The organism is Streptomyces sp. NPDC107550 (genome assembly GCF_055639095.1).
Genome location: NZ_JBVKBC010000003.1, coordinates 434,324 through 450,825 on the forward strand (window position 1 = coordinate 434,324; position 16,502 = coordinate 450,825).

12 protein-coding genes are annotated in these 16,502 nt (G+C 70.8%); 6 read left to right on the plus strand and 6 right to left on the minus strand.

Annotation, left to right across the window (positions count from 1 at the left end; genetic code table 11):
* The first annotated feature begins 77 nt into the window (after positions 1 to 77).
* The 4 genes from ACZ7LY_RS07025 (at position 78) to ACZ7LY_RS07040 (ending at position 4,353) form a co-directional block, all read left to right on the plus strand.
* A complete protein-coding gene (locus ACZ7LY_RS07025; RefSeq protein WP_471623482.1) occupies positions 78 to 1,052 on the plus strand; it encodes a tetratricopeptide repeat protein in 975 nt (324 codons plus the stop codon).
* A gap of 645 nt (positions 1,053 to 1,697) precedes the next feature.
* Entirely contained in the window at positions 1,698 to 2,315 is a 618-nt protein-coding gene (locus ACZ7LY_RS07030; RefSeq protein ID WP_471623483.1) for a DUF6230 family protein, read from the plus strand.
* Between the two features lie 156 nt (positions 2,316 to 2,471).
* On the plus strand, positions 2,472 to 3,032 hold the full coding sequence (locus ACZ7LY_RS07035; protein WP_471623484.1) for a DUF6114 domain-containing protein: 561 nt from the start codon (positions 2,472 to 2,474) through the stop codon (positions 3,030 to 3,032).
* A 94-nt stretch (positions 3,033 to 3,126) separates the two neighbouring features.
* A complete protein-coding gene (locus ACZ7LY_RS07040) occupies positions 3,127 to 4,353 on the plus strand; it encodes a hypothetical protein (RefSeq protein ID WP_471623485.1) in 1,227 nt (408 codons plus the stop codon).
* A 91-nt stretch (positions 4,354 to 4,444) separates the two neighbouring features.
* On the opposite strand, the gene pyk is transcribed toward ACZ7LY_RS07040, so the two are convergent.
* The 3 genes from pyk to pta all read right to left on the minus strand — a co-directional run bounded on the left by pyk (position 4,445) and on the right by pta (position 9,271).
* Positions 4,445 to 5,875 carry a pyruvate kinase gene (pyk, locus tag ACZ7LY_RS07045; protein ID WP_471623486.1) on the minus strand — a complete coding sequence of 477 codons (1,431 nt, stop codon included), beginning with the start codon at positions 5,873 to 5,875 and terminating at the stop codon, positions 4,445 to 4,447.
* Positions 5,876 to 5,949: 74 nt separating this feature from the next.
* Positions 5,950 to 7,164, minus strand: coding sequence for an acetate kinase (locus ACZ7LY_RS07050; RefSeq protein ID WP_471623487.1), 1,215 nt, complete (start codon positions 7,162 to 7,164; stop codon positions 5,950 to 5,952).
* 31 nt (positions 7,165 to 7,195) lie between these two features.
* Positions 7,196 to 9,271 (minus strand): phosphate acetyltransferase, encoded by a 2,076-nt coding sequence (gene pta / locus ACZ7LY_RS07055; RefSeq protein ID WP_471623488.1) that lies wholly within the window; start codon positions 9,269 to 9,271, stop codon positions 7,196 to 7,198.
* Positions 9,272 to 9,562: 291 nt separating this feature from the next.
* Here pta and ACZ7LY_RS07060 point away from each other — a divergent pair, with 291 nt between their 5' ends.
* Entirely contained in the window at positions 9,563 to 10,588 is a 1,026-nt protein-coding gene (locus tag ACZ7LY_RS07060; protein WP_471623489.1) for a 6-phosphofructokinase, read from the plus strand.
* 492 nt (positions 10,589 to 11,080) lie between these two features.
* Here ACZ7LY_RS07060 and ACZ7LY_RS07065 read toward each other — a convergent pair whose 3' ends face one another.
* From ACZ7LY_RS07065 to ACZ7LY_RS07075, 3 genes are all read right to left on the minus strand, one after another.
* Positions 11,081 to 11,785 (minus strand): helix-turn-helix domain-containing protein, encoded by a 705-nt coding sequence (locus ACZ7LY_RS07065; RefSeq protein WP_471623490.1) that lies wholly within the window; start codon positions 11,783 to 11,785, stop codon positions 11,081 to 11,083.
* Between the two features lie 157 nt (positions 11,786 to 11,942).
* Positions 11,943 to 12,632 (minus strand): response regulator, encoded by a 690-nt coding sequence (locus tag ACZ7LY_RS07070; protein WP_471623491.1) that lies wholly within the window; start codon positions 12,630 to 12,632, stop codon positions 11,943 to 11,945.
* Positions 12,629 to 14,365 (minus strand): sensor histidine kinase, encoded by a 1,737-nt coding sequence (locus ACZ7LY_RS07075; protein WP_471623492.1) that lies wholly within the window; start codon positions 14,363 to 14,365, stop codon positions 12,629 to 12,631. Before ACZ7LY_RS07075 ends, ACZ7LY_RS07070 begins: the two co-directional genes overlap by 4 nt.
* A gap of 227 nt (positions 14,366 to 14,592) precedes the next feature.
* Here ACZ7LY_RS07075 and ACZ7LY_RS07080 point away from each other — a divergent pair, with 227 nt between their 5' ends.
* Positions 14,593 to 16,026, plus strand: a complete 1,434-nt coding sequence (locus ACZ7LY_RS07080; RefSeq protein WP_471623493.1) for a cation:dicarboxylate symporter family transporter — start codon at positions 14,593 to 14,595, stop codon at positions 16,024 to 16,026.
* The last annotated feature ends 476 nt before the right edge of the window (positions 16,027 to 16,502 follow it).

The window sequence follows — 16,502 nt, forward strand, 5'->3', positions numbered from 1 at the left end:
CCGGCCCCGCACACCGGCGGGGGGTCAGGGAGGCGGACCCGGCCCACAACCGTCCGCGGAAGGGGGAGACTGTACGCATGCAGCCACGGAACATGTCCATGAGCGGAGTCGTCGATCTCGCCGCGGTGAAGGCGGCCCAGGAGGCCAAGGCGAAGGCGGAGCAGGCGCGCGCCGAAGCCGCCCGGCAGGGTGGCGGTCCGGCCGCCGTGTCCCCGGCCGGCCTGGTCATCGACGTCGATGAGGCGGGCTTCGAGCGCGACGTACTGCAGCGTTCCACCGAGGTCCCGGTCGTCATCGACTTCTGGGCCGAGTGGTGCGAGCCCTGCAAGCAGCTCAGCCCGCTCCTGGAGCGGCTGGCCACCGAGTACAACGGCCGCTTCCTGCTCGCCAAGATCGACGTAGACGCCAACCAGATGTTGATGCAGCAGTTCGGGGTGCAGGGCATCCCGGCTGTGTTCGCGGTCGTCGCCGGCCAGGCCCTGCCCCTCTTCCAGGGCGCGGCCCCCGAGGCCCAGATCCGCCAGACCCTCGACCAGCTGGTCCAGGTCGCCGAGGAGCGGTTCGGGCTCACCGGCATCGCCGTCGACCCCGACGCGCAAGGCGCGCAGCCGCCCGTACAGGAGGCCCCCGCGGGCCCCTACGACGCGCTGCTGGAGGCCGCGGTGCAGGCGCTGGACGCCGGGGACCTCGCGGGCGCGGTGCGGGCGTACAAGAACGTCCTGTCCGACGACCCGGCGAACACGGAGGCCAAGCTCGGTCTCGCGCAGGCCGAACTGCTCCAGCGCGTGCAGGACGCGGACCCGCAGCAGGTCCGTAAGGACGCCGCCGAGAATCCGGGGGACGTGCGGGCGCAGATCGCGGCCGCCGACCTGGATCTGGTGGGCGGTCATGTGGAGGACGCGTTCGGGCGGCTCGTCGACGCGGTGGCGCGTTCGGCCGGTGACGACCGGGACGCGGCGCGGGTCCGGCTCCTGGAGCTGTTCGAGGTCGTCGGCGCCGACGATCCCCGCGTGACCACGGCCCGTACGGCTCTGGCCCGGGTTCTCTTCTGAGCCGCCGGTGACCAGTTCCTAAACGTCACGGCATGTGATGCCGGGGTGAAAGTTCTGCCCGCAAGGGCGCACAGCGGTCGCGCTTTACCAAAACTTGGTAATCGCGGCCGCTGTTACTTGGAGTAAGACCGGGGTCTCCTTCTGCCCGGCTCTGCCCCGGATTGCCATGGAAAAGCAATCCCCTTGACCGCACCCTGCGTCGCCGTTCGACGCCGTGCGGTGGCGGCGCGGTTATCCGTCCGTTACCCGCGAGTAACGAACCCCCTTGTGCCGACGCCGGGAATGCACCACGATCGGGCACGCTCGGTCCACCACCCCCCGCACGGCAGCCAGTCGGCGCGAAGGGCCCGTGGGTCCCCACCGAGCAGGCCGCCGGCGAACCATGGGGAGCGCCGTCGGCCTCAGGACAGGGGGGTCTCAGCCGCCTGGCTGGGCCTGTCCGGCAGGTTGCGCGTGATGCTCAGGTGCGACCAGTGGTTGTCGCTCGGGGGTGATCGCCGGTGATCAGGGTGCGGCTCGTATACGCGCCTCCGATGCGGGCGCTCTCCTTCCCGAGGACGTAGCACTTCTCCCATCCCTGCCCGGCTGAGCCGCCTCAAGGGGCAGTCAGGGCCGGAGATGTACGTCCGAGAAGGAGGAACAGTCATGAAGTCCGTGGCTCGTGGCGGAACCAGATGGAAGCGGTTCGCCGTAGTCATGGTGCCCAGCGTCGCGGCGACCGCCGCGATAGGCGTGGCCCTGTCCCAGGGCGCGTTGGCGGCATCGTTCAGCGTTTCGGGTCAGTCGTTCAAGGTGACGGCCGACTCCCTCGATGGCAAGGGCTTCGCCCAGTACGGCGCCATCGACGCAGGTAAGTCGGGCGCCCACCCGGTGGCCGTCGTCGGCATGAAGTCGGCGGAGATCACCAACCTCTGCCAGTCCGTGGTCGTTCCGGTCCCGGTCTTCGGCGACGTGTCGATGAAGCTGTCGGCCGGCGCTCCGGGCGGTCCCCGGGTCGAGGCCAAGACCCTCTACATCGACGCCGATGACCTGAAGGCCGACGCGACCTTCGAGAACATCGACATCGGTGTGGCGGCGGGTTCCGCGGCCAAGGGCCCCGGTATCCACCAGGGCGACAAGGCGGACCCGAACTCGTTCGCACAGCAGGCCGACTCGGTGCACTTCGAGAAGGTCCAGCAGCGGGCGTGGGCCACCACGGCCGGCACCTTCAAGCTCTCCGGCCTCAAGATGAAGGTCCAGAAGGGCAAGCACGAGTGCTACTAGTCCGCACGGGCCCGCACTGGGGCTCGGGGCTGGGTATCTGATGTGCTGATCGGCCGGGCATGGGGGCGTACGGGAACGCTCGCGGCCGTCCCCGTGCCCGTATCCGGACAGCCACCATCACCACAGAACAACGCCATTCCCGAGGAGCTGTACGACATGAGCGCCGAAGCGCACGCAGGACCCGCCGGCAAGCTGGGTTCCATGCGCCAATCGTTCCGAGGGTGGCGCGGTCAGCGCCCATTCTGGGGTGGTCTGCTGTCGATCCTCGGCGGCATCCCCATCATGTACTTCCCGTACGCGAATCTGACGCTGGGGACGATGACGATCCGGATGGCCACCACGGCCGGCGCCGGTTCGCTCATCATCGGTGTCCTGCTCGTCGTGCTCGGCCTGACGATGTGGTTCCAGCCGCACTCCCGGGTGTTCGCGGGGGTGGCGGCGATCCTTCTCGCCCTGGTCTCCCTGGTGGTCTCCAACTTCGGCGGTTTCGTCATCGGCTTCCTGCTGTCCCTCGTCGGCGGCGCCCTCGGCGTCTCCTGGGCACCGGGCAGGCCGCAGGGGGACGGACCCGCCGCGCCGGCCGGTGACACGGCGCCGCAGAGCGCCGTCGCGCCGCCGCCGGTCACGGGAGCCACCTATCGGGTCGCGGGCGCAAACGACGATGTGTCAGGGACGAGCCCGGATGACGGGACGAACGGGAGGCACCGTGCCGGCTGACGAGGTGCACCACGAGGACTCCGCGGGGGAGTCCCGTGCGAGAACCGGGCCGCGGCATGCAGCACCGAGGAAGCATCTGTTCACACGGCTGCACATGCCCGCGGGCAAGGCCATCGCCATCGCGGCCATGCCCACGGCCGTGCTCATGGGCCTGGGTCTGACGCCGACGCTGGCGGCGGCCAAGGACAACCCCACCAAGTTCTCGGCGGAGGACTACAAGGCGTGCGCCGACGCCGTCGAGGCGCAGCGGGACGGCAAGTCCGCGGCCGACGACGGCAAGGACAAGGCGAAGGACGACAAGAAGCCGGACGCCTCCGCCACGCCCTCGCCCTCCGCGTCCGCCACCCCGGACGCGAGCGGGAGCAAGGACAAGGCCGGCGGCGACACGGCGGGCGAGAAGTCCGGCGACAAGAGCGCGACGCCCGACCCGAAGCCGTCGTCGTCCACCGCCGGATCGGGCGCGACGCAGGACAAGGAGACGGCCTCGCCGTCCCCCTCGCCCTCGCAGAGCAAGAACCCGCTCGACCCGCTGGGCGTCGGCGACAAGCTCCGCGACCTGCTCACCCCGAAGGACAAGGAGTCGGCCACCCCGACCCCGAGCCCCTCGCAGTCCGCGTCGAAGGACGCGGGCGACCCGGTCAAGGACACCACCGGCAAGGCCGGCGACGCCGTCAAGGACACCACCGGCAAGGCCGGCGACGCCGTCAAGGACACCACCGGCAAGGCCGGCGACGCGGTCAAGGACACCAAGGACACGGTGGACAAGGCGACCGAGGAGGCCGCCAAGGCCGCCGAGGAGGCCAAGTCCGCCACGCCCTCGCCGTCCGCCACCGAGGTACCGGACAACTGCCCGGTCGCCACCGACGCCAAGGGGGCCAACGAGGACACCCCGGCCCGGCTGCCGAGCGCCACCTGGCGCCTGGAGGCCAGCTCGCTCCTGCTCAAGGGCGCGGACTACAAGGGCCTCGTAGACGTCCAGATGGCCGACGGGTCGACCAAGCGCGTCATGAAGTACGTCATCTCGGACGGGACCGACATCGGCGACCTGCACCAGATCGCCCCGGGCCCGGACGGCAAGTTCTTCCACATCCGCGCGGACAAGGGCTCCACGTCCACGATCCGGGGCGGGAAGACGACGATGTACACGGAGGAGCTGTCCGGCAACCTGCTCGGGCTGATCCCCATGACGTTCAACGCGAAGAGCCCGCCGCCGCTGAACCTGCCGCTGCTGTACTTCACCAACGTGAAGGTCACCCAGGCCGCGCAGTTCGGCGGGACGCTGCACGTGCCCGGCCTGCACACGACGGTCGAGAACAGCTGACCGCCGCGCTCCACCGCTCGTAGCCATACGCCGAGGGCGCCTCCTGTACGTACAGGAGGCGCCCTCGGCGCAGGTGCGGGCCGTGCGCGGGTCAGTCGCGCTCGCCGCCGCCCAGGTGGTGCACCCGGACCATGTTGGTGGTGCCGGGGACGCCGGGGGGCGAGCCGGCGGTGATGATCACGGTGTCGCCGTCGTTGAACCGGTTCAGCTTGACCAGCTCGGCGTCGACCAGGTCGACCATCGCGTCGGTGGAGTCCACGTGCGGCACGACGTACGTCTCCACGCCCCAGCTCAGCGTGAGCTGGTTGCGGGTGTCGGCGTCCGTGGTGAACGCGAGGATCGGCTGGCAGGCGCGGTAGCGCGACAGGCGGCGCGCGGTGTCACCGGACTTGGTGAACGCGATGAGCGCCTTGCCGTCGAGGAAGTCCGCGATCTCGCACGCGGCACGGGCCACCGAACCGCCCTGCGTCCGCGGCTTCTTGCCCGGGACGAGCGGCTGGAGCCCCTTGGACAGCAGCTCCTCCTCGGCCGCCTGGACGATCTTCGACATCGTCTTGACGGTCTCGATCGGGTACGCGCCCACGCTGGACTCGGCCGACAGCATGACCGCGTCGGCGCCGTCGAGGATCGCGTTGGCGACGTCGGACGCCTCGGCGCGCGTCGGGCGCGAGTTGGTGATCATCGACTCCATCATCTGGGTGGCGACGATGACGGGCTTGGCGTTGCGGCGGCACATCTCCACGAGGCGCTTCTGCACCATCGGGACCTTCTCCAGCGGGTACTCGACCGCGAGGTCGCCGCGCGCCACCATCACCGCGTCGAACGCCGCGACGACGCCCTCCATGTTGGCGACGGCCTGCGGCTTCTCCACCTTGGCGATGACGGGGACCCGGCGGCCCTCCTCGTCCATCACCTTGTGGACGTCCTTGACGTCGTTGGCGTCGCGCACGAAGGACAGGGCGACCATGTCGCAGCCCATCCGCAGCGCGAAGCGCAGGTCCTCGATGTCCTTCTCGGACAGGGCCGGTACGTTGACGGCCGCGCCGGGCAGGTTGATGCCCTTGTGGTCGGAGATGACACCGCCCTCGATGACGACGGTCTTCACGCGCGGGCCCTCGACCTCGACGACCTTCAGCTCGACGTTGCCGTCGTTGATGAGGACCGGGTCGCCCTTGGAGACGTCACCGGGGAGCCCCTTGTACGTCGTCCCGCAGATCGACTTGTCGCCGGGGACGTCCTCGGTGGTGATGGTGAACTCGTCACCGCGCACCAGCTCGACGGGGCCCTCGGCGAAGGTCTCCAGGCGGATCTTGGGGCCTTGGAGGTCGGCGAGCACGCCCACGGCGCGACCCGTCTTCTCGGCGGCCGCGCGGACGCGGTCGTAACGGCCCTGGTGCTCGGCGTGGGTGCCGTGGCTGAAGTTGAAGCGGGCCACGTTCATGCCGGCCTCGATCAGCGAGACGAGCTGCTCTTCGGAGTCGACGGCGGGGCCCAGCGTGCAGACGATTTTGGAACGGCGCATGGGGGCGATCCTATCGGTTTGTTTCGCTACGGAATATTCCGTCTGGTGGAATCTACAAATGGGCGGGCGACCGCTCAGTCGTTGCGGTCGCGGACGAGGACGTAGGTCTGCTGCGCGATCTCCAGCTCCTCGTCGGTCGGCACCACGGCCACGGCCACCCGGGCGTACTCGGGCGAGATGATCCGCGCCTCGTCGGAACGTACGGAATTCAGCTCTCCGTCCACCGACAGACCCAGCTCCTCCAGGCCCGCGACCGCAGCTTCCCGCACCGGCGCCGCGTTCTCGCCGACCCCCGCCGTGAACGCGACCGCGTCCACCCGGCCGAGCACCGCGTAATACGCGCCGATGTACTTCTTCAGCCGGTGCACGTAGATGTCGAAGGCCAGCGCGGCCTCCTCGTCACCCTCGTCGACGCGCCGGCGGATCTCGCGCATGTCGTTGTCACCGCACAGACCCAGCAGGCCCGAGCGCTTGTTCAGCAGGACGTCGATCTCGTCCGCCGACATCTTCCCCACCCGCATCAAGTGGAAGATGACGGCCGGATCGACATCCCCTGAACGCGTACCCATCACGAGGCCCTCAAGCGGCGTCAGACCCATCGACGTGTCCACGCACCGCCCGCCGCGCACCGCGGACGCCGACGCCCCGTTGCCCAGGTGCAGCACGATCACGTTGACGTCCTCCGGCGCCCGCCCCAGCAGCTCGGCCGTCTTGCGGGACACGTACGCGTGCGAGGTGCCGTGGAAGCCGTAGCGCCGCACCCGGTGCTCGTCGGCCGTCTTCACGTCGATCGCGTACCGCGACGCGGCCTCAGGCATCGACGTGTGGAACGCCGTGTCGAACACCGCCACCTGCGGCAGATCGGGCCGCAGCGCCATCGCTGTACGGATACCCGTCAGGTTCGCCGGGTTGTGCAGCGGCGCCACCGGGATCAGCCGCTCCACCTCCTTGAGCACCGCGTCGTCGATGACCGTGGGCTCGGTGAAGAACTTGCCGCCGTGCACCACCCGGTGCCCGATCGCGGCCAGCTCCGGCGAGTCGAGACCGAGCCCGTCCTCGGCCAGCTCGGCGGCGACCGCCTTGAGGGCCTCCTCGTGGTCGGCGATCGGCCCGTTCTGCTCCCGGGGCTCGCCGCCGGCCAGCAACGGGGTGTGCCGCAGCCGGGAGGTCTCCTCGCCGATGCGCTCCACGAGCCCCACGGCCAGCCGCGAGCTGTCGCGCATGTCGAGCAGTTGGTACTTCACCGACGAGGAGCCGGAGTTGAGGACGAGGACATGGGGCGCAGTCACGGGGTAAGCCTTTTGGTCGGGTACGAGGGGGTCAGTTGGCCGGTGTCTGGGCCTGGATCGCCGTGATGGCGACGGTGTTCACGATGTCCTGCACGAGCGCGCCGCGCGACAGGTCGTTGACCGGCTTGCGCAGGCCCTGGAGCACCGGGCCGACCGCGATGGCGCCCGCCGAGCGCTGCACGGCCTTGTACGTGTTGTTGCCGGTGTTCAGGTCGGGGAAGATCAGCACGCTCGCCTGCCCGGCCACCGCCGACCCGGGCAGCTTCGTCGCCGCGACGGACGGCTCGACGGCGGCGTCGTACTGGATGGGGCCCTCGATCAGCAGGTCGGGGCGGTTCTCGCGCACCAGGCCCGTCGCCTCGCGCACCTTGTCCACGTCGGCGCCGGAGCCCGAGGTGCCCGTCGAGTACGACAGCATGGCGATCCGCGGCTCCACGCCGAAGCGCCGCGCGGTCTGCGCGGACTGCACGGCGATGTCGGCGAGCTGCTGCGCGTTCGGGTCGGGGTTGACCGCGCAGTCGCCGTACACGAGGACCTTGTCGGTCAGGCACATGAAGAACACGGACGAGACGATCGCCGCGTCCGGCTTGGTCTTGATGATCTCGAACGCCGGACGGATCGTCGCCGCCGTCGAGTGCACCGAGCCCGACACCATGCCGTCGGCCAGGCCCTCCTGGACCATCAGCGTGCCGAAGTAGTTCACGTCGGCGACCACGTCGTACGCCAGCTCCACCGTGACGCCCTTGTGCGCGCGAAGCTGTGCGTACGCGGCGGCGAAACGGTCCCGCAGCTCGGAGGTCTGCGGGTCGATGAGCTGCGAGTCCGCGAGGTCCACACCGAGGTCGGCGGCCTTCTTGCGGATCTGCTCCACCGGCCCGAGCAGCGTCAGATCGCACACCGCGCGCCGCAGCAGCACGTCCGCCGCCCGCAGCACCCGCTCCTCGGTGCCCTCCGGCAGCACCACCCGGCGGCGGTCCGCGCGCGCCTGCTCCAGCAGCTTGTGCTCGAACATCATCGGCGTGACCCGGTCGGTCGAAGGCGCCTGGATCGTCTTCAGCAGCCCGGACGTGTCCACGTACCGCTCGAACAGGCCGAGCGCGGTCTCCGCCTTGCGGGGCGTCGCCGCGTTCAGCTTGCCCTCCAGCGCGAACAGCTCCTGCGCCGTCGGGAACGAGCCGCCGGACACCGCGATCACCGGCGTCCCCGGCGCGAGGCGGTCCGCGAGCCGCAGGATCTCCTCGCCGGGCCGCTCGTTCAGCGTCAGCACGACACCCGCGATCGGCGGGGTGCCGGCGCTGTGCGCGGCCATCGCGCCGACCACGAGGTCCGCCCGGTCGCCGGGCGTGACCAGCATGCAGCCGGGCGTCAGCGCGTTCAGCAGGTTCGGCAGCATCGCGCCGCCGAACACGAAGTCGAGGGCGTCCCTGGCCAGGCCCGCCTCGTCGCCGAGCAGCACCGTGCCGCCGAGCGCGTGCGCGACCTGCGCGACGGTCGGCGCGGACAGCGCGGGCTCGTCGGGCAGGACGTAGCAGGGGACCGTCAGCCGGTTCGTCAGCCGGTCGTGGATCTCGTCGCGGTCCGCCGGGGCCACCCGGTTGACGACCATGGCGAGCACGTCGCAGCCGAGGCCGTCGTAGGCGCGGTACGCGTTGCGCACCTCCGCGCGCACCGACTCCGCCGTCTGCTTGCGGCCGCCGACCACCGGCAGCACCGACGCGCCGAACTCGTTCGCCAGGCGCGCGTTCAGCGCCAGCTCGTCCGGGAGCTGGGTGTCCGCGAAGTCCGTACCGAGGACCAGGACCACGTCGTAGTCCCTGGCCACCGCGTGGAAACGGTCCACGAGCCGCGACAGCAGCTCCTCCGTGCCCTGCTCCGCCTGGATCGCCGCCGCCTCGTGGTAGTCGAGGCCGTAGACGCTCGCCGGGTCCTGCGCCAGGCGGTAACGCGCCCGCAGCAGGTCGAACAGCCGGTCCGGGCCCTCGTGGACCAGCGGGCGGAAGACGCCCACCCGGTCGACCCGGCGGGTCAGGAGCTCCATGACCCCCAGCTCCACGACCTGGCGGCCGTCGCCCCGGTCGATCCCGGTCACGTACACGCTGCGCGTCACGCGTGCTCTCCCTTTCCTGCGGTGGTCTCGGTCCTGCGGTGGTCTCGTCGGCGGGATGTACAGCCGACAGGGCGAAAATATGTCCGTAATGGAAGCGGTGCCCCCTTGACAGTACCTCCGGGCAGGGCTAGGTCGCCCGCCGGACAAAGGCCCTGTCCCGCACGGTCCAAGTGCCCTTTTCACCCCTGCCGAAGCTCCTCTACCGGCCCTGAGAGCACGCGGCGGAGCGCTCGGCGTGGAAGAATCGGGCGTGGCTCACACGTACCAGAAGCGAGCAGGAGACACAGCACGATGCGCATCGGAGTTCTCACCGCAGGCGGCGACTGCCCCGGCCTGAACGCAGTGATCCGGTCGGTCGTGCACCGCGCCGTCACGCACTACGGCGACGAGGTGCTCGGTTTCGAGGACGGCTACGCGGGCCTCCTCGACGGCCGCTACCGGCCCCTCGACCTGAACGCGGTCAGCGGCATCCTCGCCCGCGGCGGCACCATCCTCGGCTCGTCCCGCCTGGAGCGCGACAAGTTCCGCGCGGCCTGCGACAACGCCAAGCAGCTCGCCGAGGAGATCGGCTTCGACGTCCTCATCCCCATCGGCGGCGAGGGCACCCTCACCGCCGCGCGGATGCTGTCGGACGCCGGGCTGCCCGTCGTCGGCGTCCCCAAGACCATCGACAACGACATCTCCTCCACGGACCGCACCTTCGGCTTCGACACGGCCGTCGGCGTCGCCACCGAGGCGATGGACCGGCTCAAGACCACCGCCGAGTCGCACCAGCGCGTCATGGTCGTCGAGGTCATGGGCCGGCACGCCGGCTGGATCGCCCTGGAGTCCGGCATGGCCGGCGGCGCCCACGGCATCTGCCTGCCCGAGCGGCCCTTCGACCCCGCCGACCTCGTCACGATGGTCGAGGAGCGCTTCGCGCGCGGCAAGAAGTTCGCCGTCATCTGCGTCGCGGAGGGCGCGCACCCGGCCGAGGGCACGATGGACTACGGCAAGGGCGAGATCGACCAGTTCGGCCACGAGCGGTTCCGGGGCATCGGCACGGCCCTGGCGTACGAGCTGGAGCGCCGGCTCGGCAAGGAGGCGCGGCCCGTCATCCTCGGGCACGTCCAGCGGGGTGGTACGCCCACCGCGTACGACCGGGTGCTGGCGACGCGGTTCGGGTGGCATGCGGTGGAGGCCGCGCATCGCTCCGAGTTCGGGAAGATGACGGCGCTGCGGGGTACTGACGTGACGATGGTGCCGCTTGCCGAAGCGGTGACGGAACTCAAGACCGTCCCGAAGGACCGTATGGACGAGGCGGAATCCGTCTTCTGACGGTGGCTCCGCCGGTGGCTGGCCGATCGTACGGTTCCCGGCGCCCCGGGGTGCCCGACCGGCTCCGCCCGGTGGGTGACCTCGACTCTCGTCGTGGCTGATCGCGCAGTTCCCCGCGCCCCTGAGGTGGGTGGGTGGCTCCGGCCGGTGGTTTTCCTCGACTCTCGTCGTGGTTGCTCGCGCAGTTCCCCGCGCCCCTAGGTGGGTGGGTGGCTCCGCCCGGTGGGTGACCTCGACTTTCGTCGTGGCTGGTCGCGCAGTTCCCCGCGCCCCTGGAGAGGCGGCTTCGCCGCACCCTCCTCCGATAGAGGTAGCGCACGAAGTGCGCACCGAAGGGGCGCGGGGAACTGCGCGACCAGCCCACCACCGGCCGAAAGTTGAAGAACCACGCCCAGGGGCAGCGCCCCGTCAGGGGCGCGGGGAACTGCGCGGCCAGCCCGCCACCGGGCGAAAGGTGAATGACGACCCCACCGGCGCGCAGGTGAAGGTCACTTAGGGGCTCGGGGGCGTTCGGGACCAGAACTCTTCGAGTACCCGCACAAGAAAGTCCCGCCCCGCACCCCCCGCATCGCGGGAAGCCCCCCCACCCCACGTCAGCGTAGAAGCCATCAACGCCTGATACTCCAGATGCATCTCATGCAGCACATCCTCCGCCTCCCGCCGCCGAACAGGCACCAACCGCGTCAACGGCCGCACATACCCCTGCCACCGCGTCGTCACCGCCGACCGCAACAGCTCCGCGAGCTGATCGTCCCGCCCGGTGACAGTCGTGAACGCCCGCGGCCCGAGCGCCAGCACCCGCGCGAGCGCCGCCGACTGCCGGTCGTTGCCCCGCCACTGCCCGGTCTCCTCCATACGGAGATACGCGTGGATCTCCACCCCCACCGCCCGCGCCACATCCTCCGGCGGCAACCCCCGCGCCAGCCGATGCTCGCGCAGCGTCCGCGCCTCACCGATGAGTTCGCTCGGCGAACACCACAACGCCCCGGCGAGCGCGGTCAGTTCACCGGCCGACGGAGCCGCGTCCCCGCTCTCCCAGGCCATCACCGTCGACGGCGACACGTACGCGAGTCCGTACGAGACACGCATCCCGTGCGCGACATGAGTGGGGAGCATCCCGAGCGCCTCACGGAGGCGGCGGGCTGCGGGGGCGTTGAACGGCGGGGTGGGCTGCTCCGCCGGGGGTGTGTGCTGCACGGGCACAAAGTAGGGGTGAACGGGCCGCTTGGCTACGGTGTGTTCGTCTTGCGTCACATGTCGTAGGAACGTACAGCCCGCTGGGCACGCTCCCCGGCAAGCCTCCCGCCACGCTCCCCGGCAAGCCTCCCGCTACGCCTCCCGGCAAGCCCCGCGCTCACGTCCACGTGTACACCAGCTCGGGCCGCCCCACCTGCCCGTACTGCGGACTCCGCCGCGCGCGCCCCGCCCCCACCAGATGCTCCAGGTACCGGCGCGCGGTGATCCGCGAGATCCCCACCCGCTCCGCCGCCGCGGCCGCCGTCATCCCCGCCGGCCCCGCGTCCCGCAGCGCCCCCGTCACCCGTTCAAGCGTCGGCGCGCTCAGCCCCTTCGGCAGCTCCGCCGGGGCGGGCGAGCGCAGGTTCGCCAGCGCCCGGTCCACCTCGTCCTGGCCCGCCGCCTCCCCGCTCGACGTGCGATACTCCGCGTACCGCACGAGCCGGTCCCGCAGCGTGGCGAACGTGAACGGCTTCAGCACGTACTGCACCACTCCCAGCGAGACCCCCTCCCGCACCACCGCCAGATCCCGCGCCGACGTCACCGCGATCACGTCCGCGCGATGCCCCGCCGCCCGCAACGACCGCGCCAGCGCCAGCCCGTGGCCGTCCGGCAGATGCAGATCCAGCAGGACGAGATCCACCGCCGTACGCTCAAGCTCCCGCCGCGCCTGCGCCGCCGACAGCGCCCGCGCCACCGTACGGAACCCCGGCACCCGGTCCACGTACATCGCGTGCGCGTCCGCGGCGACCGGATCGTCCTCGACGACCAGCACACGGACGACGGCCCGCTCCTCCTGGTCCGTCATACGTCTCCCTCCACACCCTGCGCCCCGGACACCTCCCGCGCCCCTCCAGTCTCCAGCGCCCCCCGAGCCCCCGGAACCCCGGCCCCCGCCGCAGCCTCCGCCCCAGCACCGGCCTCGGCCCCCGCTCCCGCCTCGGCCTCCGCCCCCGGCAACGGCAGCCGCACCGAGAACACCGCGCCGCCCCCCTCCGCCCGCGCCAGCTCCAGCGTGCCCCCGCCCCGCCGCACCGCCTGCCGCACCAGCGCGAGCCCGAGCCCGCGCCCGCCGGGACCGCCCGGCTTCGTCGACCAGCCCCGCTCGAACACCGCCTCCGTGTGCGCCGGATCCACCCCGGGCCCGGTGTCCGCCACCCGCAGCAGCAGCGCCCCGCCCTCGGCCCGCGCCGTCACCGTCACCCGTGCCCGCGCGGCCCCCTGCGCCGCGTCCACCGCGTTGTCGACGAGATTGCCCAGCACCGTCACCAGATCACGCGCCGGCAGCGCCCCGAGCAGCCGGTCGTCGATCAGCGTGTCCGCCGACACCACCAGCTCCACCCCGTGCTCATTGGCCTGCGCCGCCTTCCCCAGCAGCAGCGCCGCGAGCACCGGCTCACTCACCGCGCCGACCACCTGATCGGTCAGCGCCTGCGCCAGCTCCAGCTCGGCGGTGGCGAACTCCACCGCCTCCTCGGCCCGCCCCAGCTCGATCAGCGACACCACCGTGTGCAGCCGGTTCGCCGCCTCGTGCGCCTGCGAGCGCAGCGCCTGCGTGAACCCCCGCTCCGAGTCCAACTCGCCCATCACCGCCTGCAGTTCCGTATGGTCCCGCAACGTCACGACCGTGCCCCTGCGCTCCCCGCTGGCCACCGGCGACGTGTTCACGACCACCACCCGGTCCGCCGTCAGATGCACCTCGTCCACGCGCGACTCCGTCGCCAGCAGCGCCCCCGTGAGCGCCTGCGGCAACCCCAGCTCCGCCACCGAACGCCCCACGGCCTCGTCCCCGACGCCCAGCAACTCCCGCGCCCCGTCGTTGATCAACGCCACCCGCCGCTGCCCGTCCAGCATCACCAGACCCTCCCGCACCGCGTGCAACGCGGCCTGGTGATAGGCGTGCATCCGGCTCAGCTCCGTCGCGTTCATGTTGTGCGTGTGCCGCCGCAGCCGCGCGTTGATCACGTACGTGCCGATGCCGCCCAGCACCAGCGCCGCCAGCGCCACCCCCGCCACCGCGAGCACCTGCCCCCGCGCCTGCTCGGTGATCACGTCGATCGTGATGCCCGCGCTGACCAGGGCGACGACCCCGCGCCCGTCCTCGCCGTACACCGGCGCCACCACCCGCACCGAGGGCCCGAGCGTCCCCGTGTACGTCTCCGAGAACTTCCGCCCCTGCAAAGCGGGCCCGATGTGCCCGAGGTAGCGCTCCCCGATCCGCCGCACGTCCGGGTGCGTCCACCGGATGCCGCGTCTGTCCATGATCGTCACGAAGTCGACCCCGGTGTGCCGCTGCACCTCACTCGCGTACGGCTGGAGCCGCTTCGTCGGATCGGGCGCCCGCGTCACCGCCTCCCGTACGGACTCGGCGTCCGCGACCGCAGTCGCCGCGGCCGTCGCCTGCCGCCGCGCCGCCTCCTCGGCCTGCCGCCGGTCACTGAGGTACGTGAACAGCGCGCACCCCGCGACCACCACCGCCACCAGCACCACCTGCATGGCGAACAGCTGTCCTGCGAGGCTGCGGGGGCGGGGGAGACGCATGGGGCCCAGTCTGCCTGGTCGTACAAGACCGAACTACCGGCCGTGTAAGCGCGAACTAAATGAACGGAAGGGTGACGCCCCCGGCGCCCCGGGAGATAGTCGCCGGGACTCGCCGGGCCGTGAGCCGCACGACCCGCCCGCACCTGAGAGGTGCCACCCGAGAGGTGCCCCGCTCGCACCCTCGCGTGAAGCGTTCCAGTACGCCGATGCCGTCGTCAGGAGGAACCGTGGCCGACACCGGGACACCGACCACGCCCACACCCGCCGCCAAGCGGGACCGCACCCACTATCTGTACGTCGCCGTGATCGTCGCGGTGCTCCTCGGCATCGCCGTCGGGTTCATCTGGCCCGACTTCGCCAAGGAGCTGAAGCCCGTCGGCACGGGCTTCGTCAACCTCATCAAGATGATGATCTCGCCCATTATCTTCTGCACGATCGTGCTCGGCGTCGGCTCGGTCCGCAAAGCCGCCAAGATCGGCAAGGTCGGCGGCCTCGCCCTCGGCTACTTCATCGTCATGTCGGGCGTCGCCCTCGCCATCGGCCTGATCGTCGGCAACATCCTCGACCCCGGCACCGGCATGCACCTGACCGAGGCCACCAAGGGCGTCGGCCAGAGCGCCGCGAAGGACGCCGCCGAGGGGCCCGTCGACTTCGTCCTCGGCATCATCCCGACGACCCTCGTCTCCGCCTTCACCGAGGGCGAGGTCCTCCAGACCCTGCTCGTCGCCCTCCTCATCGGCTTCGCCCTCCAGGCCATGGGCCGCGCCGGCGAACCGGTCCTGCGGGGCATCGAGCACATCCAGAAGCTCGTCTTCCGCGTCCTCGGCATGATCATGTGGGCCGCGCCCGTGGGCGCCTTCGGCGCGATGGCCGCCGTCATCGGCGAGACCGGCGTCGACGCCCTCAAGGCCCTCGCCACCATCATGATCGGCTTCTACGTCACCTGCGCCCTGTTCATCGGGATCGTGCTGGCGGCTGTCCTGCGCCTGGCGACGGGGTTCAACATCTTCGTGCTCCTGAAGTACCTGGGCCGCGAGTTCCTGCTGATCCTGTCGACGTCGTCTTCGGAGTCGGCGCTGCCCCGCCTCATCGCCAAGATGGAGCACCTGGGCGTCAGCCGCCCGGTCGTCGGCATCACCGTCCCCACGGGGTACTCCTTCAACCTCGACGGCACGATGATCTACCTGACGATGGCGTCCCTGTTCATCGCCGACGCCATGGACCAGCCCATGAGCATCGGCCAGCAGATCGGCCTGCTCCTGTTCATGATGCTGGCCTCGAAGGGCGCGGCCGGTGTCTCCGGCTCCGGCATCGCCGTCCTCGCCAGCGGCCTCCAGTCGCACAAGCCCGGCCTGGTCGACGGCGTGGGCCTGATCATCGGCATCGACCGTTTCATGAGTGAGGCCCGCGCCCTGACGAACTTCGCGGGCAACGCCGTCGCCACGCTCCTCATCGGCTCCTGGACCGGCGAGGTGGACCGCGACCGCGTCCGGCGCGTCCTCGCGGGTGACCTTCCCTTCGACGAGCGCACGCTGCTGGACACCGCCGACGACGATGCCGCGAGCGGCGGTACGGACGGCGGTACGGACACGGTTGTGCCGGGGCCCCGGGAGGACGGCGCCGGGGGCACCGGCGTGACCAAGGGTCCGGTGGGCGCCTGACGGCGAGCGCTTCGACGCCCTACGCCCTGGTGAGCGGGGGTGGCAGGCAGGTCCCGTACCTGTCGGCCACCCCCGCTTTTGTCCTACCGGCGATCGTGGCGTAGAGTCCTTCGAGTTGCCCCGGACCACCACGGCCCAGGGCGGCACCTCCGCCGCTCACGCGGCACCCACCTTCAGCACGATCTCCCTGGCGGGAATGATTTCGGCGTGTCCGAATTCAATTCCGCACGGACTCGGCCCCCGGATTTGGGAGAAGCCGAGAAGATCCGCTAAAGTCTGGGACGTCGGAACGGCCCGAAAGCCAATGAGCTGGAAAGCCGGAAAGACACCGAGGAAATCGGCCGGTGAAACGGTCTGATAGAGTCGGAAACGCAAGACAGCAAGACCGAAGGGAAGCGCCCGGAGGAAAGCCCGAGAGGGTGAGTACAAAGGAAGCGTCCGTTCCTTGAGAACTCAACAGCGTGCCAAAAGTCAAC

Coding starts and splice junctions, on each gene's coding strand:
- ACZ7LY_RS07035 (WP_471623484.1), top strand. CDS start 2,472: ATGAGCGCCGAAGCGCACGCAGGACCCGCCGGCAAGCTGGGTTCCATG.
- ACZ7LY_RS07030 (WP_471623483.1), top strand. CDS start 1,698: ATGAAGTCCGTGGCTCGTGGCGGAACCAGATGGAAGCGGTTCGCCGTA.
- ACZ7LY_RS07025 (WP_471623482.1), top strand. CDS start 78: ATGCAGCCACGGAACATGTCCATGAGCGGAGTCGTCGATCTCGCCGCG.
- ACZ7LY_RS07075 (WP_471623492.1), bottom strand. CDS start 14,365: ATGCGTCTCCCCCGCCCCCGCAGCCTCGCAGGACAGCTGTTCGCCATG.
- pyk (WP_471623486.1), bottom strand. CDS start 5,875: ATGCGCCGTTCCAAAATCGTCTGCACGCTGGGCCCCGCCGTCGACTCC.
- ACZ7LY_RS07040 (WP_471623485.1), top strand. CDS start 3,127: ATGCCCGCGGGCAAGGCCATCGCCATCGCGGCCATGCCCACGGCCGTG.
- ACZ7LY_RS07070 (WP_471623491.1), bottom strand. CDS start 12,632: ATGACGGACCAGGAGGAGCGGGCCGTCGTCCGTGTGCTGGTCGTCGAG.
- ACZ7LY_RS07060 (WP_471623489.1), top strand. CDS start 9,563: ATGCGCATCGGAGTTCTCACCGCAGGCGGCGACTGCCCCGGCCTGAAC.